This is a genomic window from Gordonia insulae, from assembly GCF_003855095.1.
Lineage (GTDB): Bacteria > Actinomycetota > Actinomycetes > Mycobacteriales > Mycobacteriaceae > Gordonia > Gordonia insulae.
The window spans coordinates 3,375,292-3,392,507 of sequence record NZ_CP033972.1 but is presented as its reverse complement, the minus strand read 5'-3'; the positions used below and the strand labels follow the sequence as shown (position 1 = coordinate 3,392,507).

At 67.3% G+C, this 17,216-nt stretch carries 16 protein-coding genes; 8 read left to right on the top strand and 8 right to left on the bottom strand.

Annotated features, from left to right (window positions below; translation table 11 throughout):
- Positions 1-51: 51 nt before the first annotated feature.
- The 6 genes from D7316_RS15405 (at position 52) to pcaC (ending at position 5,358) form a co-directional block, all read left to right on the top strand.
- Positions 52-888 carry a type IV toxin-antitoxin system AbiEi family antitoxin domain-containing protein gene (locus tag D7316_RS15405; protein WP_124709024.1) on the top strand — a complete coding sequence of 279 codons (837 nt, stop codon included), beginning with the start codon at positions 52-54 and terminating at the stop codon, positions 886-888.
- Between the two features lie 345 nt (positions 889-1,233).
- A complete protein-coding gene (locus D7316_RS15400) occupies positions 1,234-2,418 on the top strand; it encodes a 4-hydroxybenzoate 3-monooxygenase (RefSeq protein WP_124709023.1) in 1,185 nt (394 codons plus the stop codon).
- Positions 2,403-3,197, top strand: coding sequence for a protocatechuate 3,4-dioxygenase subunit beta (gene pcaH, locus D7316_RS15395; protein WP_124709022.1), 795 nt, complete (start codon positions 2,403-2,405; stop codon positions 3,195-3,197). Before D7316_RS15400 ends, pcaH begins: the two co-directional genes overlap by 16 nt.
- Positions 3,194-3,748: a protocatechuate 3,4-dioxygenase subunit alpha gene (gene pcaG, locus D7316_RS15390; protein ID WP_124709021.1), complete on the top strand. Its 555-nt coding sequence runs from the start codon at positions 3,194-3,196 to the stop codon at positions 3,746-3,748. Before pcaH ends, pcaG begins: the two co-directional genes overlap by 4 nt.
- A 3-nt stretch (positions 3,749-3,751) precedes the next feature.
- Positions 3,752-4,990 (top strand): lyase family protein, encoded by a 1,239-nt coding sequence (locus D7316_RS15385; protein WP_124709020.1) that lies wholly within the window; start codon positions 3,752-3,754, stop codon positions 4,988-4,990.
- Positions 4,987-5,358 carry a 4-carboxymuconolactone decarboxylase gene (gene pcaC, locus D7316_RS15380; protein ID WP_124709019.1) on the top strand — a complete coding sequence of 124 codons (372 nt, stop codon included), beginning with the start codon at positions 4,987-4,989 and terminating at the stop codon, positions 5,356-5,358. Before D7316_RS15385 ends, pcaC begins: the two co-directional genes overlap by 4 nt.
- A 3-nt stretch (positions 5,359-5,361) precedes the next feature.
- Here pcaC and D7316_RS15375 read toward each other — a convergent pair whose 3' ends face one another.
- The gene (locus tag D7316_RS15375; RefSeq protein WP_232016928.1) at positions 5,362-6,924 is read right to left on the bottom strand and encodes a DUF222 domain-containing protein; all 1,563 of its coding nucleotides are present in this window, start codon (positions 6,922-6,924) and stop codon (positions 5,362-5,364) included.
- Positions 6,925-7,229: 305 nt separating this feature from the next.
- On the opposite strand from D7316_RS15375, the gene D7316_RS15370 reads away from it, so the two are divergent.
- Complete coding sequence (locus D7316_RS15370) at positions 7,230-8,003, top strand: IclR family transcriptional regulator (protein ID WP_124709018.1); 774 nt, start codon at positions 7,230-7,232, stop codon at positions 8,001-8,003.
- A gap of 6 nt (positions 8,004-8,009) precedes the next feature.
- On the opposite strand, the gene D7316_RS15365 is transcribed toward D7316_RS15370, so the two are convergent.
- The 5 genes from D7316_RS15365 to D7316_RS15345 form a co-directional block, all read right to left on the bottom strand.
- A complete protein-coding gene (locus D7316_RS15365; RefSeq protein ID WP_124709017.1) occupies positions 8,010-9,074 on the bottom strand; it encodes an alpha/beta hydrolase in 1,065 nt (354 codons plus the stop codon).
- Positions 9,075-9,126: 52 nt separating this feature from the next.
- A complete protein-coding gene (locus D7316_RS15360) occupies positions 9,127-10,266 on the bottom strand; it encodes a serine hydrolase domain-containing protein (protein WP_124709016.1) in 1,140 nt (379 codons plus the stop codon).
- Positions 10,267-10,367: 101 nt separating this feature from the next.
- Positions 10,368-12,029: a class I adenylate-forming enzyme family protein gene (locus tag D7316_RS15355; RefSeq protein ID WP_124709015.1), complete on the bottom strand. Its 1,662-nt coding sequence runs from the start codon at positions 12,027-12,029 to the stop codon at positions 10,368-10,370.
- A complete protein-coding gene (locus tag D7316_RS15350) occupies positions 12,026-12,982 on the bottom strand; it encodes a cyclase family protein (protein WP_124709014.1) in 957 nt (318 codons plus the stop codon). Before D7316_RS15350 ends, D7316_RS15355 begins: the two co-directional genes overlap by 4 nt.
- A 151-nt stretch (positions 12,983-13,133) precedes the next feature.
- Positions 13,134-13,973: a TetR family transcriptional regulator gene (locus D7316_RS15345; RefSeq protein WP_124709013.1), complete on the bottom strand. Its 840-nt coding sequence runs from the start codon at positions 13,971-13,973 to the stop codon at positions 13,134-13,136.
- Between the two features lie 32 nt (positions 13,974-14,005).
- Between D7316_RS15345 and D7316_RS15340 the strand changes: the two genes are divergently transcribed.
- Entirely contained in the window at positions 14,006-15,658 is a 1,653-nt protein-coding gene (locus tag D7316_RS15340; protein ID WP_124709012.1) for a class I adenylate-forming enzyme family protein, read from the top strand.
- Positions 15,659-15,684: 26 nt separating this feature from the next.
- On the opposite strand, the gene D7316_RS15335 is transcribed toward D7316_RS15340, so the two are convergent.
- Entirely contained in the window at positions 15,685-16,335 is a 651-nt protein-coding gene (locus tag D7316_RS15335; protein ID WP_124709011.1) for a 3-oxoacid CoA-transferase subunit B, read from the bottom strand.
- Positions 16,332-17,108, bottom strand: a complete 777-nt coding sequence (locus D7316_RS15330; RefSeq protein ID WP_124709010.1) for a CoA transferase subunit A — start codon at positions 17,106-17,108, stop codon at positions 16,332-16,334. The genes D7316_RS15335 and D7316_RS15330 overlap by 4 nt, the downstream gene beginning before the upstream one ends.
- Positions 17,109-17,216 lie beyond the last annotated feature (108 nt).

The window sequence follows — 17,216 nt, the reverse complement described above, 5'->3', positions numbered from 1 at the left end:
TCTGAGATCTCGGGTCCGGAATTCGACTGACATCCGGTCACGCTCGTCGTCGTGGACTATGACGCAGTGATCGAGAAGTTCGGTGGCGTGGTCTCCACGCGCCAGTTGCTCGAGTCGGGACAGAGCGAAGAAGCGATCCGTCGGGCGGTGGACGCAGACGTGCTCAGACGCCTCCGGCACGGCTGGTACGCAACGTTCGATGCGGATCTCGAGGTGGTGAGCACGGTCGAGGACGGGTGCCTCGTCACGTGCATCACCGCGCTGACCCGGCACGGTCTGTGGATCCCAGAGGGACACGAGGGTGTGCATTCGCGCGTCACACGATATGGACGCCGGCAATCCCATGATCGGTGCCGACGCCACGGTCGGCCGACGCCGGCAGTCGGCGCGATCGACGATGTGATGACCGCGCTGCACTACGCCGCGCGGTGTTGTTCCGCCGAGGATTTCGTGATCCTGTGCGATTCGGCGATGCATCACGGGAAGCTCACGGAAGAGCAGCTGAGGACCGAATTCCGGCATTCTCCGGACTCGATACGTCGGCTGATCGAGAGGCGCGACAAATTGGCCGGATCCGGCACCGAGACCGCGGTGCGGCTCAGGCTTCGCGCGGCCGGGGAGACCGTCGAGGTCCAGCAGCACGTCCCCGGTGTCGGGCACATCGATCTGCTCGTCGGGGAGCGGCTCGCGGTCGAACTCGACAGCCGCGACCACCACACGGGTGTGACGAACTACGAATCCGACCGTCGTCGGGATCGGTTGTTGGTCGCGGATGGCTACATCCCGCTCCGCCTCACCTATGGTCAGGTCTTCCGGCAATGGGAGGCCACCTACGCCGACATCCAGCGGATCATGCGTCAGCAGATCCATCGCCGTCGGGCGTGCTGATCGCGGACGTCCGATCTGATGCGTGCCGGCAAGATGGTGGCGCTGGGAATGCTCCTGGGAAACGCTCCCTGGGAAGCCGCTCCGCACCTGCGGCCCGGGAATGCGCCCCGGAGATGCACCCCCTGCAGCGAGCCCGTCGACACAGTGTCGATGCCTCCGCTGAGTCGGGCGCATTTCCGGGGTGCATTTCCCGGGAGCGGCTTGGCGACTGTCCGAGGTACCCGAACCCGAACTTGAACCCGGACCAACCAACTTTCACTGAGTGAAATCCGCGCATCGACAGTTGTGATCGGCGACTCCTATGGTCGACCCATTGCACCACCTCACAGAACGCGGAGACAGTCCATGAACGCTGGGCCCACCACCCGAACCCAGGTGGCCATCGTCGGCGGCGGGCCGGCGGGCCTCATGCTCTCTCACCTGCTGCACGTCGCCGGGATCGAGAGCGTCGTCGTCGACAACCGGACCGTCGAGCAGATCGAGACCACGCACCGCGCCGGCATCCTCGAGCGCGACAGCGTGCGGCTGCTGGTCGACTCCGGGGTCTCCGATCGCGTGCTCACCGAGGGCCACGAGCACGAGGGCATCGCGCTGCGCTTCGGTGGTGTCAGCCATCGCATCGACTTCCAGAAGCTGACCGGTGCATCATGCTGGCTCTATCCGCAGACCGAGGTCTTCATCGATCTGCACCGGGCCCGCACCCGTGACGGTGGCGACCTGCGCTACGGCATCACCGACACCGAGGTGCACGGCGTCCTCGATTCTCCGACCGTCCGATACACCGATGCCGACGGCATCTCGCACGAGGTGACCGCGGACCTGTTGGTCGGCGCCGACGGTTCCCGCAGCATCTGCCGATCACTGGTCGCCGACGCTCACCAGTACTTCCGCGAGTACCCCTTCGCCTGGTTCGGCGTCATGGTGCAGGCGCCGCCGAGCGCTCCCGAACTCATCTACAACCGGGCGCCCGAGGGCTTCGCGCTCATCAGTCAGCGCACTGACACCGTGCAGCGCATGTACTTCCAGTGCGATCCCGGCGAGAACCCGGGCGAATGGTCCGACGACCGGATCTGGGATCAGCTGCACACTCGGCTGTCCGGTTCCGACGGCTTCCGACTCCAGGAGGGGCCGGTCATCGAGCGCACGGTGCTGCCGTTCCGCAGTTTTGTGCAGTCGCCCATGCGCCACGGTCGACTGCTGCTGGCCGGCGACGCCGCCCATACCGTCCCGCCGACCGGCGCCAAAGGTCTGAATCTCGCGCTCTCCGACGTCCGGGTGCTCGCCGAGGCGATCGAACGTGCCATCAAGAAGAACGACGGCGACGCCCTGGACGGCTACACCGACCGCGCGCTGGCGCGGGTGTGGAAGGCGCAGCACTTCTCGTACTGGATGACCTCGATGCTCCACAATGTCTCGGGCGCTTCGGAATTCGACGAACAGCGACAACTCGGAGAGCTTCAGTCCCTGGTCTCCTCGGAGGCCGGCTCAACCTATCTCGCAGAAGGGTACACAGGATGGCCACACCATTGATCGCCGGCTCGGACGCCGCCGCGGGCACACAGCAGCAGATCAGCGACGAGATCGCACGGATCGGTGCGGAGTACGCCTCGTCGGTGTCGGCCGGGACGGCACCCGAGACCGCACCGCGCCTGAACTATGCGCCCTACCGGTCGAGTCTGCTCCGCCATCCCACCAAGAGCTTTCATCATTCCGATCCGGAGGGGATCGAGCTCTGGTCGCCGGCATTCGGGCACCGCGACGTCGACCCCCTGGAGGCCGACCTCACCATCCAGCACAGCGGCGAACCGGTGGGTGAGCGGATGGTCGTCACCGGGCGTGTGCTCGACGGTGACGGCCGCCCGATCCGCGGCCAGCTCGTCGAGGTGTGGCAGGCCAACGCAGCGGGGCGCTACATCCACAAGCGTGACCAGCACCCGGCGCCGATCGACCCCAACTTCACCGGAGTCGGCCGCTGCCTCACCGACAACGACGGGTGGTACAGGTTCACCACCATCAAGCCCGGCCCGTACCCGTGGAAGAACCATCACAATGCGTGGCGCCCCGCGCACATCCACTTCTCGGTGTTCGGCACCGCCTTCACCCAGCGGCTCGTCACCCAGATGTACTTTCCCGGCGACCCGCTCTTCGCATTCGATCCGATCTACCAGGCGATCGTCGATCAGCAGGCGCGCGACCGCCTCGTCGCCACCTACGACCACGATCTGACCCAGCACGAGTGGTCCACCGGATACCGTTGGGACATCGTGCTCACCGGCAGTCGCCAGACCCCGATGGAGGAGGACCAGTGACTCATCCACCCACCCCCGGCCAGACCGTCGGTCCGTTCTTCCACTACGCCCTGCCGTTCGACGGTGGTGCGGAGTTGGTGCCGTCCGGACATCCGGATCGGATTCGACTGCACGGCACAGTATTCGATGGTGCAGGTGACCCGGTGCCCGACGCACTGATCGAGATCTGGCAGACCGACGGAGCCGGCCACGTCAGCCAGGAGCCCGGATCGCTGCGGCGGGACGGATTCACCTTCACCGGGTTCGGTCGCGTCCAGACCGATCGAACCGGGCACTACTCGTTTGCGACGGTGGCGCCCGGACCGATCGTCTCGGAGGCTGCTCCGTTCTTCGCGATCTGTGTCTTCGCACGCGGACTGCTCGACCGATTGTTCACGCGTGCCTACCTGCCCGACAGTGCTCGCGCGCTGGCCGCCGACGTTTTGTTGACCTCCGTCCCCGAGGATCGTCGATCGACATTGATCTCGATCGCCGAGGACGGCGGCTACCGCTTCGACATCCGCCTTCAGGGTGACGGCGAGACGGTCTTCCTCGACCACGGAGGCCGATGACCTGTGGCCGACCTCCTCTGGCCGGGCGATCACCACGCCGGTGAAATCCTCACCGACGCAGCGATTCTCGAGGCCATGATCGCCGTCGAGGCGGCATGGTCGGCGGCTCTGGTGGCAACCGGGGTCGCTCCGCCGGAGGCCGCTGTCACGGCGGATACGCTCCGCGGGTTGATCACCGGTGCCGACCGTGCGCAGATCGCGGTGGAGGCGGAATCCGGAGGCAACCCGGTGATCCCGCTGGTGCGACGGCTTCGTGACGGCCTCGGCTCGTCCCCGGCCGCGACCTGGTTGCACCGTGGACTCACCAGTCAGGACGTCGTGGATACGGCACTGATGATCTGTGTCGCCGAGGCGTTCGCCGCCATCGCCGGCGAACTCGATCGGCAGGTCGAGATCCTCGCGCGCCATGCCGACGATCACCGCGCCACTCCGATGGTCGCGAGAACGCTGACACAGCAGGCGGTCCCGATGGTCTTCGGACTCAAGGCCGCGCTGTGGCTGCGTGGCGTGCTCGACGCACGGGAGCAGGTCGACGCGCTGCGCTTTCCGGTGCAACTCGGCGGTGCGGCCGGGACGTCGGCCGCCGTGGTCGAACTCGCCGGTGCCACGGTGAATCCCGGGCACCTGGTCGCGGAGACATCGACCATCGTCGCGCGGGAACTCGGGCTCGAGCCCTCCACGCCGTGGCATTCGGTGCGCACCGCGATCACCCGCGCCGGCGACGCCGCGGTCGGCTGTACCGACGCCTGGGGCCATATCGCCAACGACGTACTCACCCTGTCGCGCCCAGAGCTCGGCGAGCTCACCGAAGGTGCCGGTGGAGCGTCGTCGACGATGCCGCACAAGGCCAATCCGGCGTTGTCCGTGCAGATCCGGCGGGCCGCGATCTCGGCGCCACAACTCGGGGCCACCCTGCATCTCGCCGCGGCCGACGCCGTCGAGGAACGGACCTCCGGCGGCTGGCATGCGGAGTGGGCCGCCATCCGGGATCTTGTCCGTCGGAGCGTCGTCGCGGCGCGCCAGACCACCCGTCTCGTCGACGATCTGCGCGTCCACACCAACCGCATGGCCACCAACCTGGCCGATGCCGGCGATGCGGTGCGATCCGAACAGGTGTCGATGGCCACGATCGCCGGTCATCGACCGGAGGCGAACTACCTCGGCGCGACAACGTATTACATCGACGCGCAACTCGAACGCGCGCGCATCACAGGAGCAATGGACAGGGGAGAAGCCCGATGAGCCGATACGACGACGGCATGGCGGTGCGGCGCGAGGTGCTCGGCGACGCACACGTCGACCGGGCCACGGACGCCATCACCGACCTCACCAGCGACTTCCAGGAACTCATCACCGAGTATGCGTGGGGCAGCATCTGGACCCGCCCCGGTCTGGACCGTCGCAGCCGATCGATGATCACCCTCACCGCGTTGATCGCCCGCGGCCATCACGAGGAACTCGCCATGCATCTGCGCGCCGCCCTGCGCAACGGTCTCACCCGCGACGAGATCAAGGAGGTGCTCCTGCAGTCGGCGATCTACTGCGGGGTACCGGATGCGAATACCGCGTTCCGGATCGCCAACGGGGTGTTCGCCGAGGGTGATGACTGAGCGTCATCTCTGACCGTCCTCTCGGCGGCGTCGGTTGCGTTCTCGTTCTCGTTGCCTGCGGGCGTGTTTGGCCGCCACCCGGGTCATCGGCCGGATGGGTGGTGACGGGATCGGGTGACCATGCGCCTCCGGCGACTGTAGTGGTGTCGTGAACCGGATCCGTCGCAGGCCGGGGAACAGGGGTTCCGTGGTGTTGGGGTCGCCGGGTATCACCAGGCCTTCGGGGGTGGTGAACTCTGTCCGCAGTCGGCCGAGGGGGTCGCGGAACTGGTCGTCGAGCCAGTGCCCGAACGTCTTGAGCCGATGGAAGAAGCGGTCTTTGACATTGAGATTCTCCGGCAGCGTCTGCCCGCCTGCGGTGGGGTCGGCGTGGTCGAACTCGGCGACATGTTCGACATCGCCGTCGAAGGCCGGGGTGTCGTTGCCGGGCACCACGCTGTAGCCATCTCGAATCCGCACATAGGTGTCCAGCGCGGTGCTCGGCCGGTACGGGTCAGTCGGCAGGTGCGCGGGCAGGGTGAAGGTGCCGTCGGGGTTCTTGGGGGTGTCCTTGGGGACAAGCGGCCTGATCACCGCGTCGCGGCGAGCGGCCAGGTCCCGCACGTGTTCGTCGGAGATGACGCCGTGACCCGCGAGGAATCCGGCGTGGCGGGCATCCTCACCGAGCGTGGATTCGTCACAGACGACGTGGATGACGACCTTGGCGTCGACGGGCGGCACGGCGCCGGGCTCGGGGATCTGTGCGGTGCAATCCTCTCGGCCGCACAAGCATTCGAACCGCGTGCCGGACAGCAACGCGAACATCGCATCCGAAGCACGTTGTTGTCTCGTGCGGTCGTCGTGCGTGCACACCGACCCGGCCAGGGCGCGGACGCCGGCGGCGGCGATACGAACGTTCTCCGCAGGCATCGTCGCCGCGATCTGCGCCATCCCATCGGGCTTCGGTGTGGTCCACATCCGCCGCTCGTTCAATGCGCGCCGACGCCGCTCGCGCACTGCGTCGGGGTCGTGGCGGAACACGATGCGGTCGACCATGTCGCGCAGTCGTTCGGCCGACCAGGCGCCGGCGTGCACATCGAGTTCGGCGGCGATCTGTTCATCGACCTCGGGCATGCAGTCGTGCCCGTCGAGTAGGTCGGTGCGGGCGATGATCGAGGACACGCGAGCCTGGGAGAGTTGTCCGTTGCGGAGTCGTTCGGCCACCTGCGGGAGCCGGTCGCGCAACGCGAGACCTTCGCGGACCAGTTGTTCGGCGGCGCGCTGGGAGATGCTCAACGCCAACGCGATGCGGGCCGCGCAGTCGGCGAAGCGGTCCACCACCAGGATGTCCTCGGGCTGCTCGTCGGTGCCGACGACGCGATGGTGTAGTTCGGCGGCCAACTGGTAGTCGTGCCAGGCGAGATAGGCCCGCCCGCGTTGTGTTGCGGCCATCGACCCGAGGAGGAGGTTGGTGTCGACGTCGGCGATCTCGTCGGCATGGACGCGTCCGGTGAACAGCCGTGACAGGTCCGGCCACGGTGAGGCCTCACCCCACCATGACGACAACGCCCACACCGGACCCGGCACCGCAACACCCCTTCAGAGAAATGGACACGGCGAAACCACTCGTCCCACATATCTCTGAGAGGACAGCCTCTGACGGGGCTGCTCCGGCTTTACGTCAACACTCCGGTTTCGCTGGGTTTCAATCTATGACATGGGTCTGACACGTTTGATCGGTGCAGGTGAGGGGTCTCGATACGCGTTCTCGCCCAGCGGCTCGGACGCTACTCGACCAGCGGTGGGTGGGGTGGTTCGGGCGCTACTCGACCAGCGGGGGGCGGACCAGCGGGAGGGGTACCGTGGATTCCACTGAGTGAAAGGCTGTGGCGATGGCGGGTAATACGAGCGCACCCGGGCAATCGGTGGCATCCCGGGTGCTGGCTGTGCTCGGCGCGTTCGACCGGTCGCATCGTTCCCTCACCCTGACCGAGATCTCCGACCGTGCGGGCCTGCCGTTGCCGACCACCCACCGACTCGTCCGCGAACTCGAGACCTGGGGAGCCCTGACCCGACGGCCGGACACTCGGTTCGTCGTCGGCAGGCGGCTCTGGGACCTCGGGCTCCTCGCGCCGATCCAGTCCGGCATCCGGGAGGTCGCCGCCCCGTTCCTGCAGGATCTCTATGCGGCCACGTTCGCGACGGTGCATCTCGCCGTCCGCGACGGCATCCAGGTTCTCTATCTCGATCGGCTGTCGGGTCGGGCGTCGGTGCCGGTGGTCAGCCGGGTGGGCAGCCGACTTCCGTTGCACTGCACCGGGGTCGGAAAGGTACTCCTGGCCCATGCGCCCGAGGACGTGCGCCGCGAGGCGATGAGCGATCTGCCCCCGATGACGCCGCACACGGTGGTCGCACCCGGTGTGCTCGACCGTCAGCTTCGGCAGATCCGACAGCAGGGCTACGCCACCACCATCGAGGAGATGACGCTCGGCGCCTGCTCAATCGCGGTGCCGATCCGCCGCGACGACGAGGTGGTCGCGGCGCTCGGGGTGGTGGTGCCGTCGCTGGGCAGAAACCGGGCGTCGCTGGTTGCCGCGGCACAGGTGGCGGCCCAGGGGGTGGGCCGCACGCTGTATGGCGGTGCGCCACCACCCCGAGGCGTCTGACTACGCTCAGGCGTCGACGCGATCCAGACTCGACAGGAACGCGTCGATCCGCGGCCACGTCTGCCCGCTTGCATCGCTACCCGCGATCAGCCCCAGATGGCTGGTCTCGACTGTGCTGAAATGGACCTCGGCGGAATCCGCGAAGATCTCCACGCCGTGCCGTGCGGCCGCCCAACTGACGATCGCATCGCGATGACTGCCGAACAACTGGATGGGCACCCCGATCGACGTCAGGTCGACCCGCCGTCCGTCGAAATCGAGGACGCCACCGGCGAGTTCGTCGCGGTAGACCAGGTTCTCCCACATCTGTTCGGCGAGTCGGCCGGGATAACCGGGCAGCGCATCCTGGAACCAGTCGATGACCTGCATCCGCGCCAGCGCCTCCGTGTTGTCCGCGTTGCGCATGATGTAGCCGGGCTTCTTGAGCTCTCGCTCCCATGCGGTCGCGCGGTAGGCGAACCGGACCAGTGGGCCCGGGATCCCGCCCATCGCCTTCAAGGTGTACTTGACCGGGGCCGGACCGATCGGCCGCACGATGCGCTTCACGATCGGATACGGCTGCACCAGGGAGTAATTCAGCGGTGTCCCGATGCCGGTGATCGATCGCACCGGCAGATCCGGATGTGCGCCGACGGTCAGGAATGCGACCGTGCCGCCCAGGCTCCAGGCGGCGATATCGACCTGTCCGGTCCCGCCGTCGAAGTCGGCGATCACGTGTCCTATGGCCTCGGGGACGATGTCGTCGAAGAATGCCTCGAACCCGAGATGCCGGTCGGCATAACCCATCTCGCCGAAGTCGACCACGTAGGGGATGCGGCCGGTCGACAGCAGGAACGCCACGACCGACATGTCGGGCGACAGGTCGTAGCAGCGGGCGGGGACTGCCAGGGGCGGCACGAGCAGCACCGGTGTGCGCCCCGATGAACGTGCCTTCGTGAGGTCGTCGTCGGTGCCGCAGCGGCGCAGGTGCCGATGCGGTCCGTCGGCGATGACGGTACTCGGCGTCGGCCGGTCCTCCGCCACGCGCTCACCCCGGGTCAGGCGGTACAGGGTCCGGACGCCGTCGAACATGGGCACCTTCCGATCACGAGTGGATACGGGGTGCAATCCTACTGACCTGCGTTCAGCCGGCGGCCGCCAGGATGGCGCGGCTGTAGGCGGCCGAACGGTCCGACCCGATGATGCCCGGTGCCATCCTGTTCATCACGTAGGAGATGGTCATCTTCTGCAGCGGGAACATGATGGTCATCGAGCCGCCCCAGCCGCCCCAGAAGCAGATTCGCTCGTCGGGTAGGTAGGGGAGCGTGGCGGGCTCGGGCAACCCGAAGCCGATGCCCCAGCGCAGTGGGACGCCGAGGACGAGGTCCACCCCACGCGCCTGTTCGTCGAAGATGTGATCGATGGTCTTGTCCGACAACAGGTTCACACCGTCGACGGCGCCACCTCGAGAGATCGCCGACATCGTGCGCACCAGCGCGCGGGCGTTGGTGTGGCCGTTCAACGCACCCATGTCCGCGCGGCGCCATTCGATGGTGTTGGCTGCGGCGGCACTCGCCGCGGGCCCGGTGAACGTCCGGACCATGGGTGAATCCGGCGACACGGAGCTCAGATCGAGGTCCAACGGTGGTGGCGGGATGATCTCGGCGATCCGGTCGTCGTCCTCGGGTCCGGCGCCGATCTGCAGGTCGACACCCAGCGGAGCGGCGATCTCGTCGGCGACGAACTGCTTGAGGTGTCTGCCGGTGACCCGGCGGACGATCTCGCCGAGCAGATGTCCCTGATTCTGGGCGTGATACCCCGACGCGGTGCCCGGCTCCCACCACGGCGCCTGGCGGGCAAGGTGTTCGACGGACTTGTCCCAGTCGTACATGTCGGGCACGGAGAACGGCTGATCCCATCCGGACACGCCGGAGGTATGTGCCATGAGGTGACGGACCTCGATGTCCGCCTTGCCGTTCTGCGCGAACTCGGGCCAGTACGTCGAGACCGGCGCGTGCAGGTCCACGAGGCCCCGTTCCACCAGGATCAGGATCGCGAGGGCGGTGATCTCCTTGGTCGTCGACCACACGTTGACGATGGTGTCCCGTTCCCAGGGCCGAGTGCGTGCCGCGTTCCGGTGCCCACCCCAGATGTCCACGACGAGGTCGCCGTCGATGTCGACCGCGATGGCCGCACCGAGTTCCTCACCGGAATCGAGTTGCTCGGCCAACGCGTCACGCACACCGGCGAAACGTGGGTCGTGGGTGCCGTGGACGTCGACCATGAGTTCTCCTCGGTGCCATGCCGGTGCGTCGCGCGACTGCACCGGCGGATGCCTCGACCGTAGTTCGGTGCATCCGCCGGTGGAGCGGGATCAGCGGATTCTCATGTGGCCGGCTGCCGCAGCTCCCGGCGCAGGATCTTCCCGGTGACGGTCTTGGGCAGTTCACCGACGATCTCGACGGAACGCGGATACTTGTACGCCGCCATCTGCTCTTTGCAGAACTCGACCAGTTCGGCGGGTTCCACCGTGGCGCCGCTGTGCAGCGACACGTAGGCCTTCACCGTCTCGCCGCGATACTCGTCCGGCACGCCGACGACGGCTGCCTCACGGACTGCGGGATGCGTGTAGAGCACGTCCTCCACCTCACGCGGCCACACCTTGTACCCGGACGCGTTGATCATGTCCTTCTTGCGGTCGACGACGTAGAACCAGCCGTCGGCGTCCATGAAGCCGACGTCGCCGGTCCGCAGCGCACCGCCGGGGAGGGACTCGGCCGTCTTGTCCGGTTTGTTCCAGTACCCCTTGATCACCTGCGGTCCCGAGGTGACGAACTCGCCGACCTCGCCGACGGGGACATCGTCGCCGTCCTCGCCGACGACCCGCACGATCGTGTTGAACACCGGGACCCCCACCGACAACGCCCCGGAGGTCGGGTCGACCGGCGCCCGCACCCCGAGCGGAACCCCGTGCGAGGGCGACGACGTCTCGGTCAGGCCGTAGATGTTGTGGATGTAGGCGCCGAAGACCTGCTCGAGACGGTCGGCCATCGCGGGCGCGATGGGCGCGCCGCCCGAGTACAGGATGCGCAGAGACTCGAAGTCCGCCGGGGTGGCCCCGGGCGCCGCGGACAGCGCGTTGAAGGCGGTGATCGCCGCAACCGTGAACACCGGTCGCCGCTCCCGGATCGCGTCGAGGGTGACGTCCGGGGCAAACCGATGCGTCAGTGTCAACGGCGCCCGCGCCAGCATGGCGGTCATCACGTGGCCGACCAGACCGGTGATGTGGAACAGCGGTGCCACGCCGAGCACACCGTCGCCGGGTTTGAGCCCGGTCCAGTCGCGGTAGGTTTGTGCGTTGAACGCCAGATTGCCGTGAGTGTTCATCGCCCCCTTCGGTTCTCCGGTTGTGCCGGATGTGTAGGTGAGCACCGCGGTGTCATCGGCCGAGAGCGTGGGTGTCCGTGCCGGCGAGCCGTCGAAGTTGTCGATGATCTCCACCAGATCGTTGGTCCCGGGCAGGCGCCGTCGTCGCAGACCGTCGAACAACCGCGGGTCGTCGCGGGTCTGGAAATCCAGCGGAGAGGACGTGAACACGGTTCGCACCGCGGTCGACCCCGTGGCGATCGTGGGCTCGGCGACGTCGACATAGAGGTCGTCGAGGGTCAGCAATGCCGTTGCGCCGGAGTCGATCAGCATGTAGGTGAGCTCACGCTGCTTGTTCATCGGGTTGATCGCGACCGCGATGCCGCCGGCCTTCCACGCCGCGACGATGCCGATCACGAACGCCGGGTTGTTCTGGACGTAGACCGCGAGCCGATCACCGCTGCCGAACCCCTCGGCGATCAGCCTGGCGGCCAACGCATCCGCGGCCGAGTTCACCTCGGCGAAGGTCAATGTCGCGTCGAAGTAGTGCAGGAAGGCGGAATCCGGTTCCGCCGCGACGGCCGCGTCGAAGATGTCGAGAGCCGTGGCGTACTCGACCTCGAGGTCGGCCGGGCTGCCCGCCGGGTAGCGGGCCAGCCACGGCCGATCGGCGTAGGTCACTTGATCACCACCGGGTTCACCGGGGCGCCGGTGGCGCGGTGGATCTTCAGCGGGGCCGCGACATAGAAGAACTCGTACACACCGTCGCCGGCGCAGTCCTCGGCGAGCTTCTCCAGGTCGCAGATCTCGGTGAAGGCGATGCCAAGGTTGCGCATCAGGGCGTTGTGCAGCACGAGGGCCACACCCGAGTGCGGGTCGGTGGTGACCTCGTTCGCGATCGTGTCGGTGACGAGGTTCGGGATCTCCTTGTCCTGGAACCACTTCACCAGTTCGGCCGAGTACACCAGGCCGGGCTCGCAGAAGTCGCCGTAGAACGCCGCCTCGTCCTCGAAGAACAGGTCGAGGTGGTTGGTGCGGATCAGCAGGATGTCACGCGGCTTGATCTCGATTCCCTGTGCGGCGGCGCACTTCTCGAGGTCGGTGTGGTCGAAGGTCCGTCGGGCCTCGAGATGGGCGACACCGAGGTGGCGAGCCATGTCCAGGAGCACGGCGCGGCCGGCGACGCCGCGTTGGGCGATGGGCTCGACGCTGGCCTTATCCAACCCGCCGACGGTGGTGCGGGCGTCGTAGCCGTTGTAGATCTGGCCGTCGTACCAGACGTGGCCCAGGGCGTCGTACTGCGTCGAACCCTGCAGAAACGCGTTGATCTTGTCGTCGGCGTAATGCAGACCGCCGGGGAACGCCGGCCCGTCGCCACCCTCGTCCCAGTGCGACTCGTCGAAGATCATCTCGCGGGTGGCCGGACTGCGCCCCGGCCACACCGGGTCTCCGTTGGGATCGCCGATGAGTCGCTGCAGGGTGAACAGTTCGCCCTTCTTGATCAGTCCGACGCCGGCGAGGACCTGCTCGGCGGTCAGATAGTTGAGGCTGCCGACCTCGTCGTCGGCTCCCCATTTGCCCCAGTTGGTCGGGGAATCGGCCAGGAGTTCGGTGAGATCGGGTGCAGTGGTCATGGGGCGCCTCTCCAATGAGTCGATGACGGGAACTGAACGATTCCGAGCGAACGTTCGGAATGTTCAGTGAGATGAGAATCACAGGTCTGACCGCGTCCGTCAAGGGGTTGCACAGAACCCGAATGCCGTTGACGTGCCCAGGTTTTCCGGTTCAGCTTGGCTGAACATGCATCATCGCCAGGGCGTGGTCGGCGTACTCACGGGCGACGTCGGTGGGACTCATGGGTCCCGTCGACGAGAACCAGTACGGCAACGCCATACACATGGTCGCGACCGCGCGTGCGGTGCTGCGTGGATTGGTCGTGGCGAACGAGCCGTCCTCGGTCGCGCTCTCCGCGGCGTCGTCGAGGCGGCCCTGCAACCGCCGGCGTGCCGCGATGATGCGGCCCCGGTCGGGCTCCTCCAGGCTGCGCATCTCGGTGGCGGTGATGAAGGCGAGATCGCGCCGCATGGCGTGGCACAGCGCGAGCGCCTCCACCATCAGGGCGAACCGCTCGGCCGGGCGTCGTCCCTCGGCGTCGGCCGCTGTGACCCGCCATTCGATGTCTTCCATGGTCGATGTCATCAACGTGGCCAGCAGGTGCTGCTTGCTCCGGTGGTAGTGGTAGATCCCGGCGACGCTGCTGTCGGCGGCCGTCGCCACGAGCCGCATGGTGGCGCCGTGGTAGCCGAGGTCGATGAACACCTCGACCGCCGCGCGCAACGCCGGGTCGAGGTCGAGGTCGGTGAAATGGCGCCAGTCGTCGTCGGTGACCGGCGCGGTGCGGGCGGGCTCGTGCGGTGGCCGAGGCGTGAGCAGATCCGCCGGCGCGACGTCGAGATGCCGTGCGATCTCGTTCAGCCGGTCGATGGTGAGTGCGACCTTGCCGTTCTCTATGGCACTCATCGTCCCGACGCTCACCCCGATGGCCGAGGCCAGTGCGCGCAGGGTGCGACCCGACCGCACCCGGGTCTCGCGGACGGCGGCGCCGGTCGCGTTGAGTTCAGCCATGCTGAACACAGTAGCCGTCGTACACTGCAGCCGTGAGTGCCTACGACGACCGCCCCTGGCTGGCGCACTACGGCGGTCGGCCGGCGCATCAGCGCGTGGAGTTCGGCACGGCGATGGACATGTTCGACGCAGCGGTGGCAGCGGCACCGGAGGATCCCGCGATCCACTATTTCGATGCGACTCTCACGTGGGCCGAGCTCGATCATGCATCGGATGCCGTCGCCGCCCTGCTGATCGCCCGAGGGTTCCGGGCCGGGGACCGGATCGCCCTGTGCGTGCAGAACGACCCGGCCTTCGTCGTGGGACTCGTGGCGGGGTGGAAGGTCGGGGGAGTGCCCACCGCGATGAGTCCGATGAGCAAGGCCGACGAGGTGGTCTGGTTCCTGCGGCAGCACACCCCGACGGCGTTGCTCGCGCTCGACGACCTGTACGAGGATGTCGTCCGCGACATCTTGGCGTCCGAAACCGATATCGCGGTGCCGATCGTGGTCACGTCATCGTCTCTCGACTGGCAGACCCGCGACGACCCTCGCGCCTTCGCCGGGACGACCCGGCGGCGCCCACCCGACACCATCGATCTCGTGTCGCTGGTGGGTGCCCATCGGGGCATGCCGGGGCGCCGGCCCGTCGGCCCCGGCGATGTCGCCGTGCTGTTGGGGACGTCCGGTACCACCGGATTCCCGAAGAGCGCGCAGATCAGTCACGCGAACCTGACCTTCAACACCCAGACGTATCGTGATTGGACCGGGTTGAGCCCGGGCGAGCCCGTCCTCGCGCTCGCCCCGATCTTTCACGTGACCGGCCTCGTCGGTGCGGTGACCCTCGGCATGCTGCTGCGGTCGGCGGTCGTGCTCACACACCGGATTCATCCGGGCGTGGTGGCCGCTGCGATCCGGGAACGGTCGCCGGCGTTCTCCGTCGCCGCCATCACCGCCTACCTCGGGCTCGCCGACGAATCGGACACCACCCCGACGGAGATGCGACCGTTACGGCTCCGGTACTCGGGTGGGGCGCCGATCGAACCCGTTGTGGCGGACAGACTCGAGGAAGCGCTCGGCGGCTATGTGTACAACATCTACGGCCAGACCGAGACGACGTCGCCATCGCACATCGTGCCGCCCGGGTTGCGTGCGCCCGTCGATGCCGAGACCGGTGTCCTGTCCGTGGGGATTCCGGTGTCCGACACGGTGGTCCGTGTGGTCGACGACGACGGGGGTGACCTGCCCGTCGGGGCGATAGGCGAGTTGATCACCAGCGGTCCCCAGGTCATCCCCGGCTACTGGAACGATCCGGAGGCGACGGCCACGGCGCTGTCCGGCGGCGAACTCCGCACGGGCGATATCGGATTCATGGATGCCGACGGCTGGTTCTACGTCGTCGACCGCAGCAAGGACGTGATCAACGCGTCCGGGTACAAGATCTGGCCCCACGAGGTGGAGCTGATCCTCATGCGTCACCCCGATGTGGAGGAGGCGGCCGTGGTGGGCATTCCGGACGACTATCGCGGCGAATCGGCCAAGGCCTACGTGGTGTTGCGTACCGACGGTGCCGTGACCGAACCCGAACTGGTCGCGTACTGCCGTGCCAGGATGGCGGCGTACAAGTACCCGCGCGAGGTGGAACTCGTTGCCTCGCTACCGCGGTCGGCAACCGGGAAGCTGTTGCGGCGCAAGCTTCGAGGGTGACCTCCGGGGCACTCCGACCAGTGCACTCACCCGATCGCGTCGATCAGGTCCGTACCGGTGGCCGCACGGACGGTCTCGATGCTGATGCCCGGGGCGAGCTCACGCAGGATGGGTCCGTCGGTGTCGTCGACGTCGATCACCGCCAGGTTGGTGATGATCCGGTGCACCACGCCCCGGCCGGTCAGCGGCAGGGTGCATTCCTCCAGGATCTTCGGGTTCCCGGCGCGATCAGAGTGCTCCATCAGGACGATCACGCGTCGTGCGCCGTGCACGAGATCCATCGCACCGCCCATACCCTTGACCATCGCTCCGGGCACCATCCAGTTCGCCAGGTCCCCCGTGCGTGACACCTGCATCGCGCCGAGTACGGCGGTGTCGATGCGACCACCGCGGATCATCCCGAAGGAGAGTGACGAATCGAAGAAGCTCGCACCGTTCCTGACCGTGACCGTCTCCTTGCCCGCATTGATCAGGTTGGCGTCCACGGCGTCCTCGGCCGGGTAGGGGCCGGTGCCCAGGATGCCGTTCTCGGAATGCAGGGTCACCCGCACCCCCTCCGGGAGGTGGTCGGGGATCAGCGTCGGCAGCCCGATGCCGAGGTTGACGTATGAGCCGTCGGCGAGTTCGGCGCCCGCACGGGCTGCCATCTCCGGACGGGTCCACCCGGTCGACGTCATGGTGCAGTCCTCTCGGTGGTTTCGGTGGTCCTGGTGGTGCGTTTCTCGATGCGCCCCTCTTGGGCGCCGGTCTGCACGATGCGGTCGACGAAGATCCCCGGGAGATGCACGGACGCGGGGTCGATCCGGCCCGGCTCCACGAGGGTGCCCACCTCGGCGATGGTCAGTCGCCCCGACATCGCGGCGAGCGGATTGAAGTTCAGTGCCGACTGGTCGAACACGAGGTTGCCTTCGGTGTCCCCGATGTCGGCGCGCACCAGCGCGACGTCGGCGGAGATGGCCTCCTCGAGGACGTAACGACGCCCACCGAACTCGCGTGTCTCCTTGGCCGGCGACAGGATCGCCGGTGTGCCGTCCGGCGCGTACCGCCAGGGCATGCCCCCATCCGCGACGGGCGTGCCCACTCCCGCGGGTGTGTAGAAGGCGGGGATGCCGACCCCGCCGGCCCGCATCCGTTCCGCCAGGGTGCCCTGCGGGGTCAGTTCGACCTCGAGCTCGCCTGCCAGATACTGCCGGGCGAACTCCTTGTTCTCTCCGACGTAGGACGCGGTGACCCGGCGAATCCGCCGCGCCGACAGCAGGATTCCGAGACCGTAGTCGTCCACCCCGCAGTTGTTGGAGTACACCTCCAACTCGTCGATACCCAGTTCCTCGACCGCGGTGATCAATGCGTGGGGAACACCGCACAACCCGAAGCCGCCGACCACCATCGACATTCCCGAACTCAGATCACCGACGCCGATCGATGCCGTTGCACATACCTTGCTGACCATGTCGGCCATCCAATGCCAGACGGACGGACAGCGTCCAGATAGCAGTCACTCGGCGATCGAAAGTGCTCACTATCCGGACCAGACGGGGAGAATCCGTCCATATAGTGG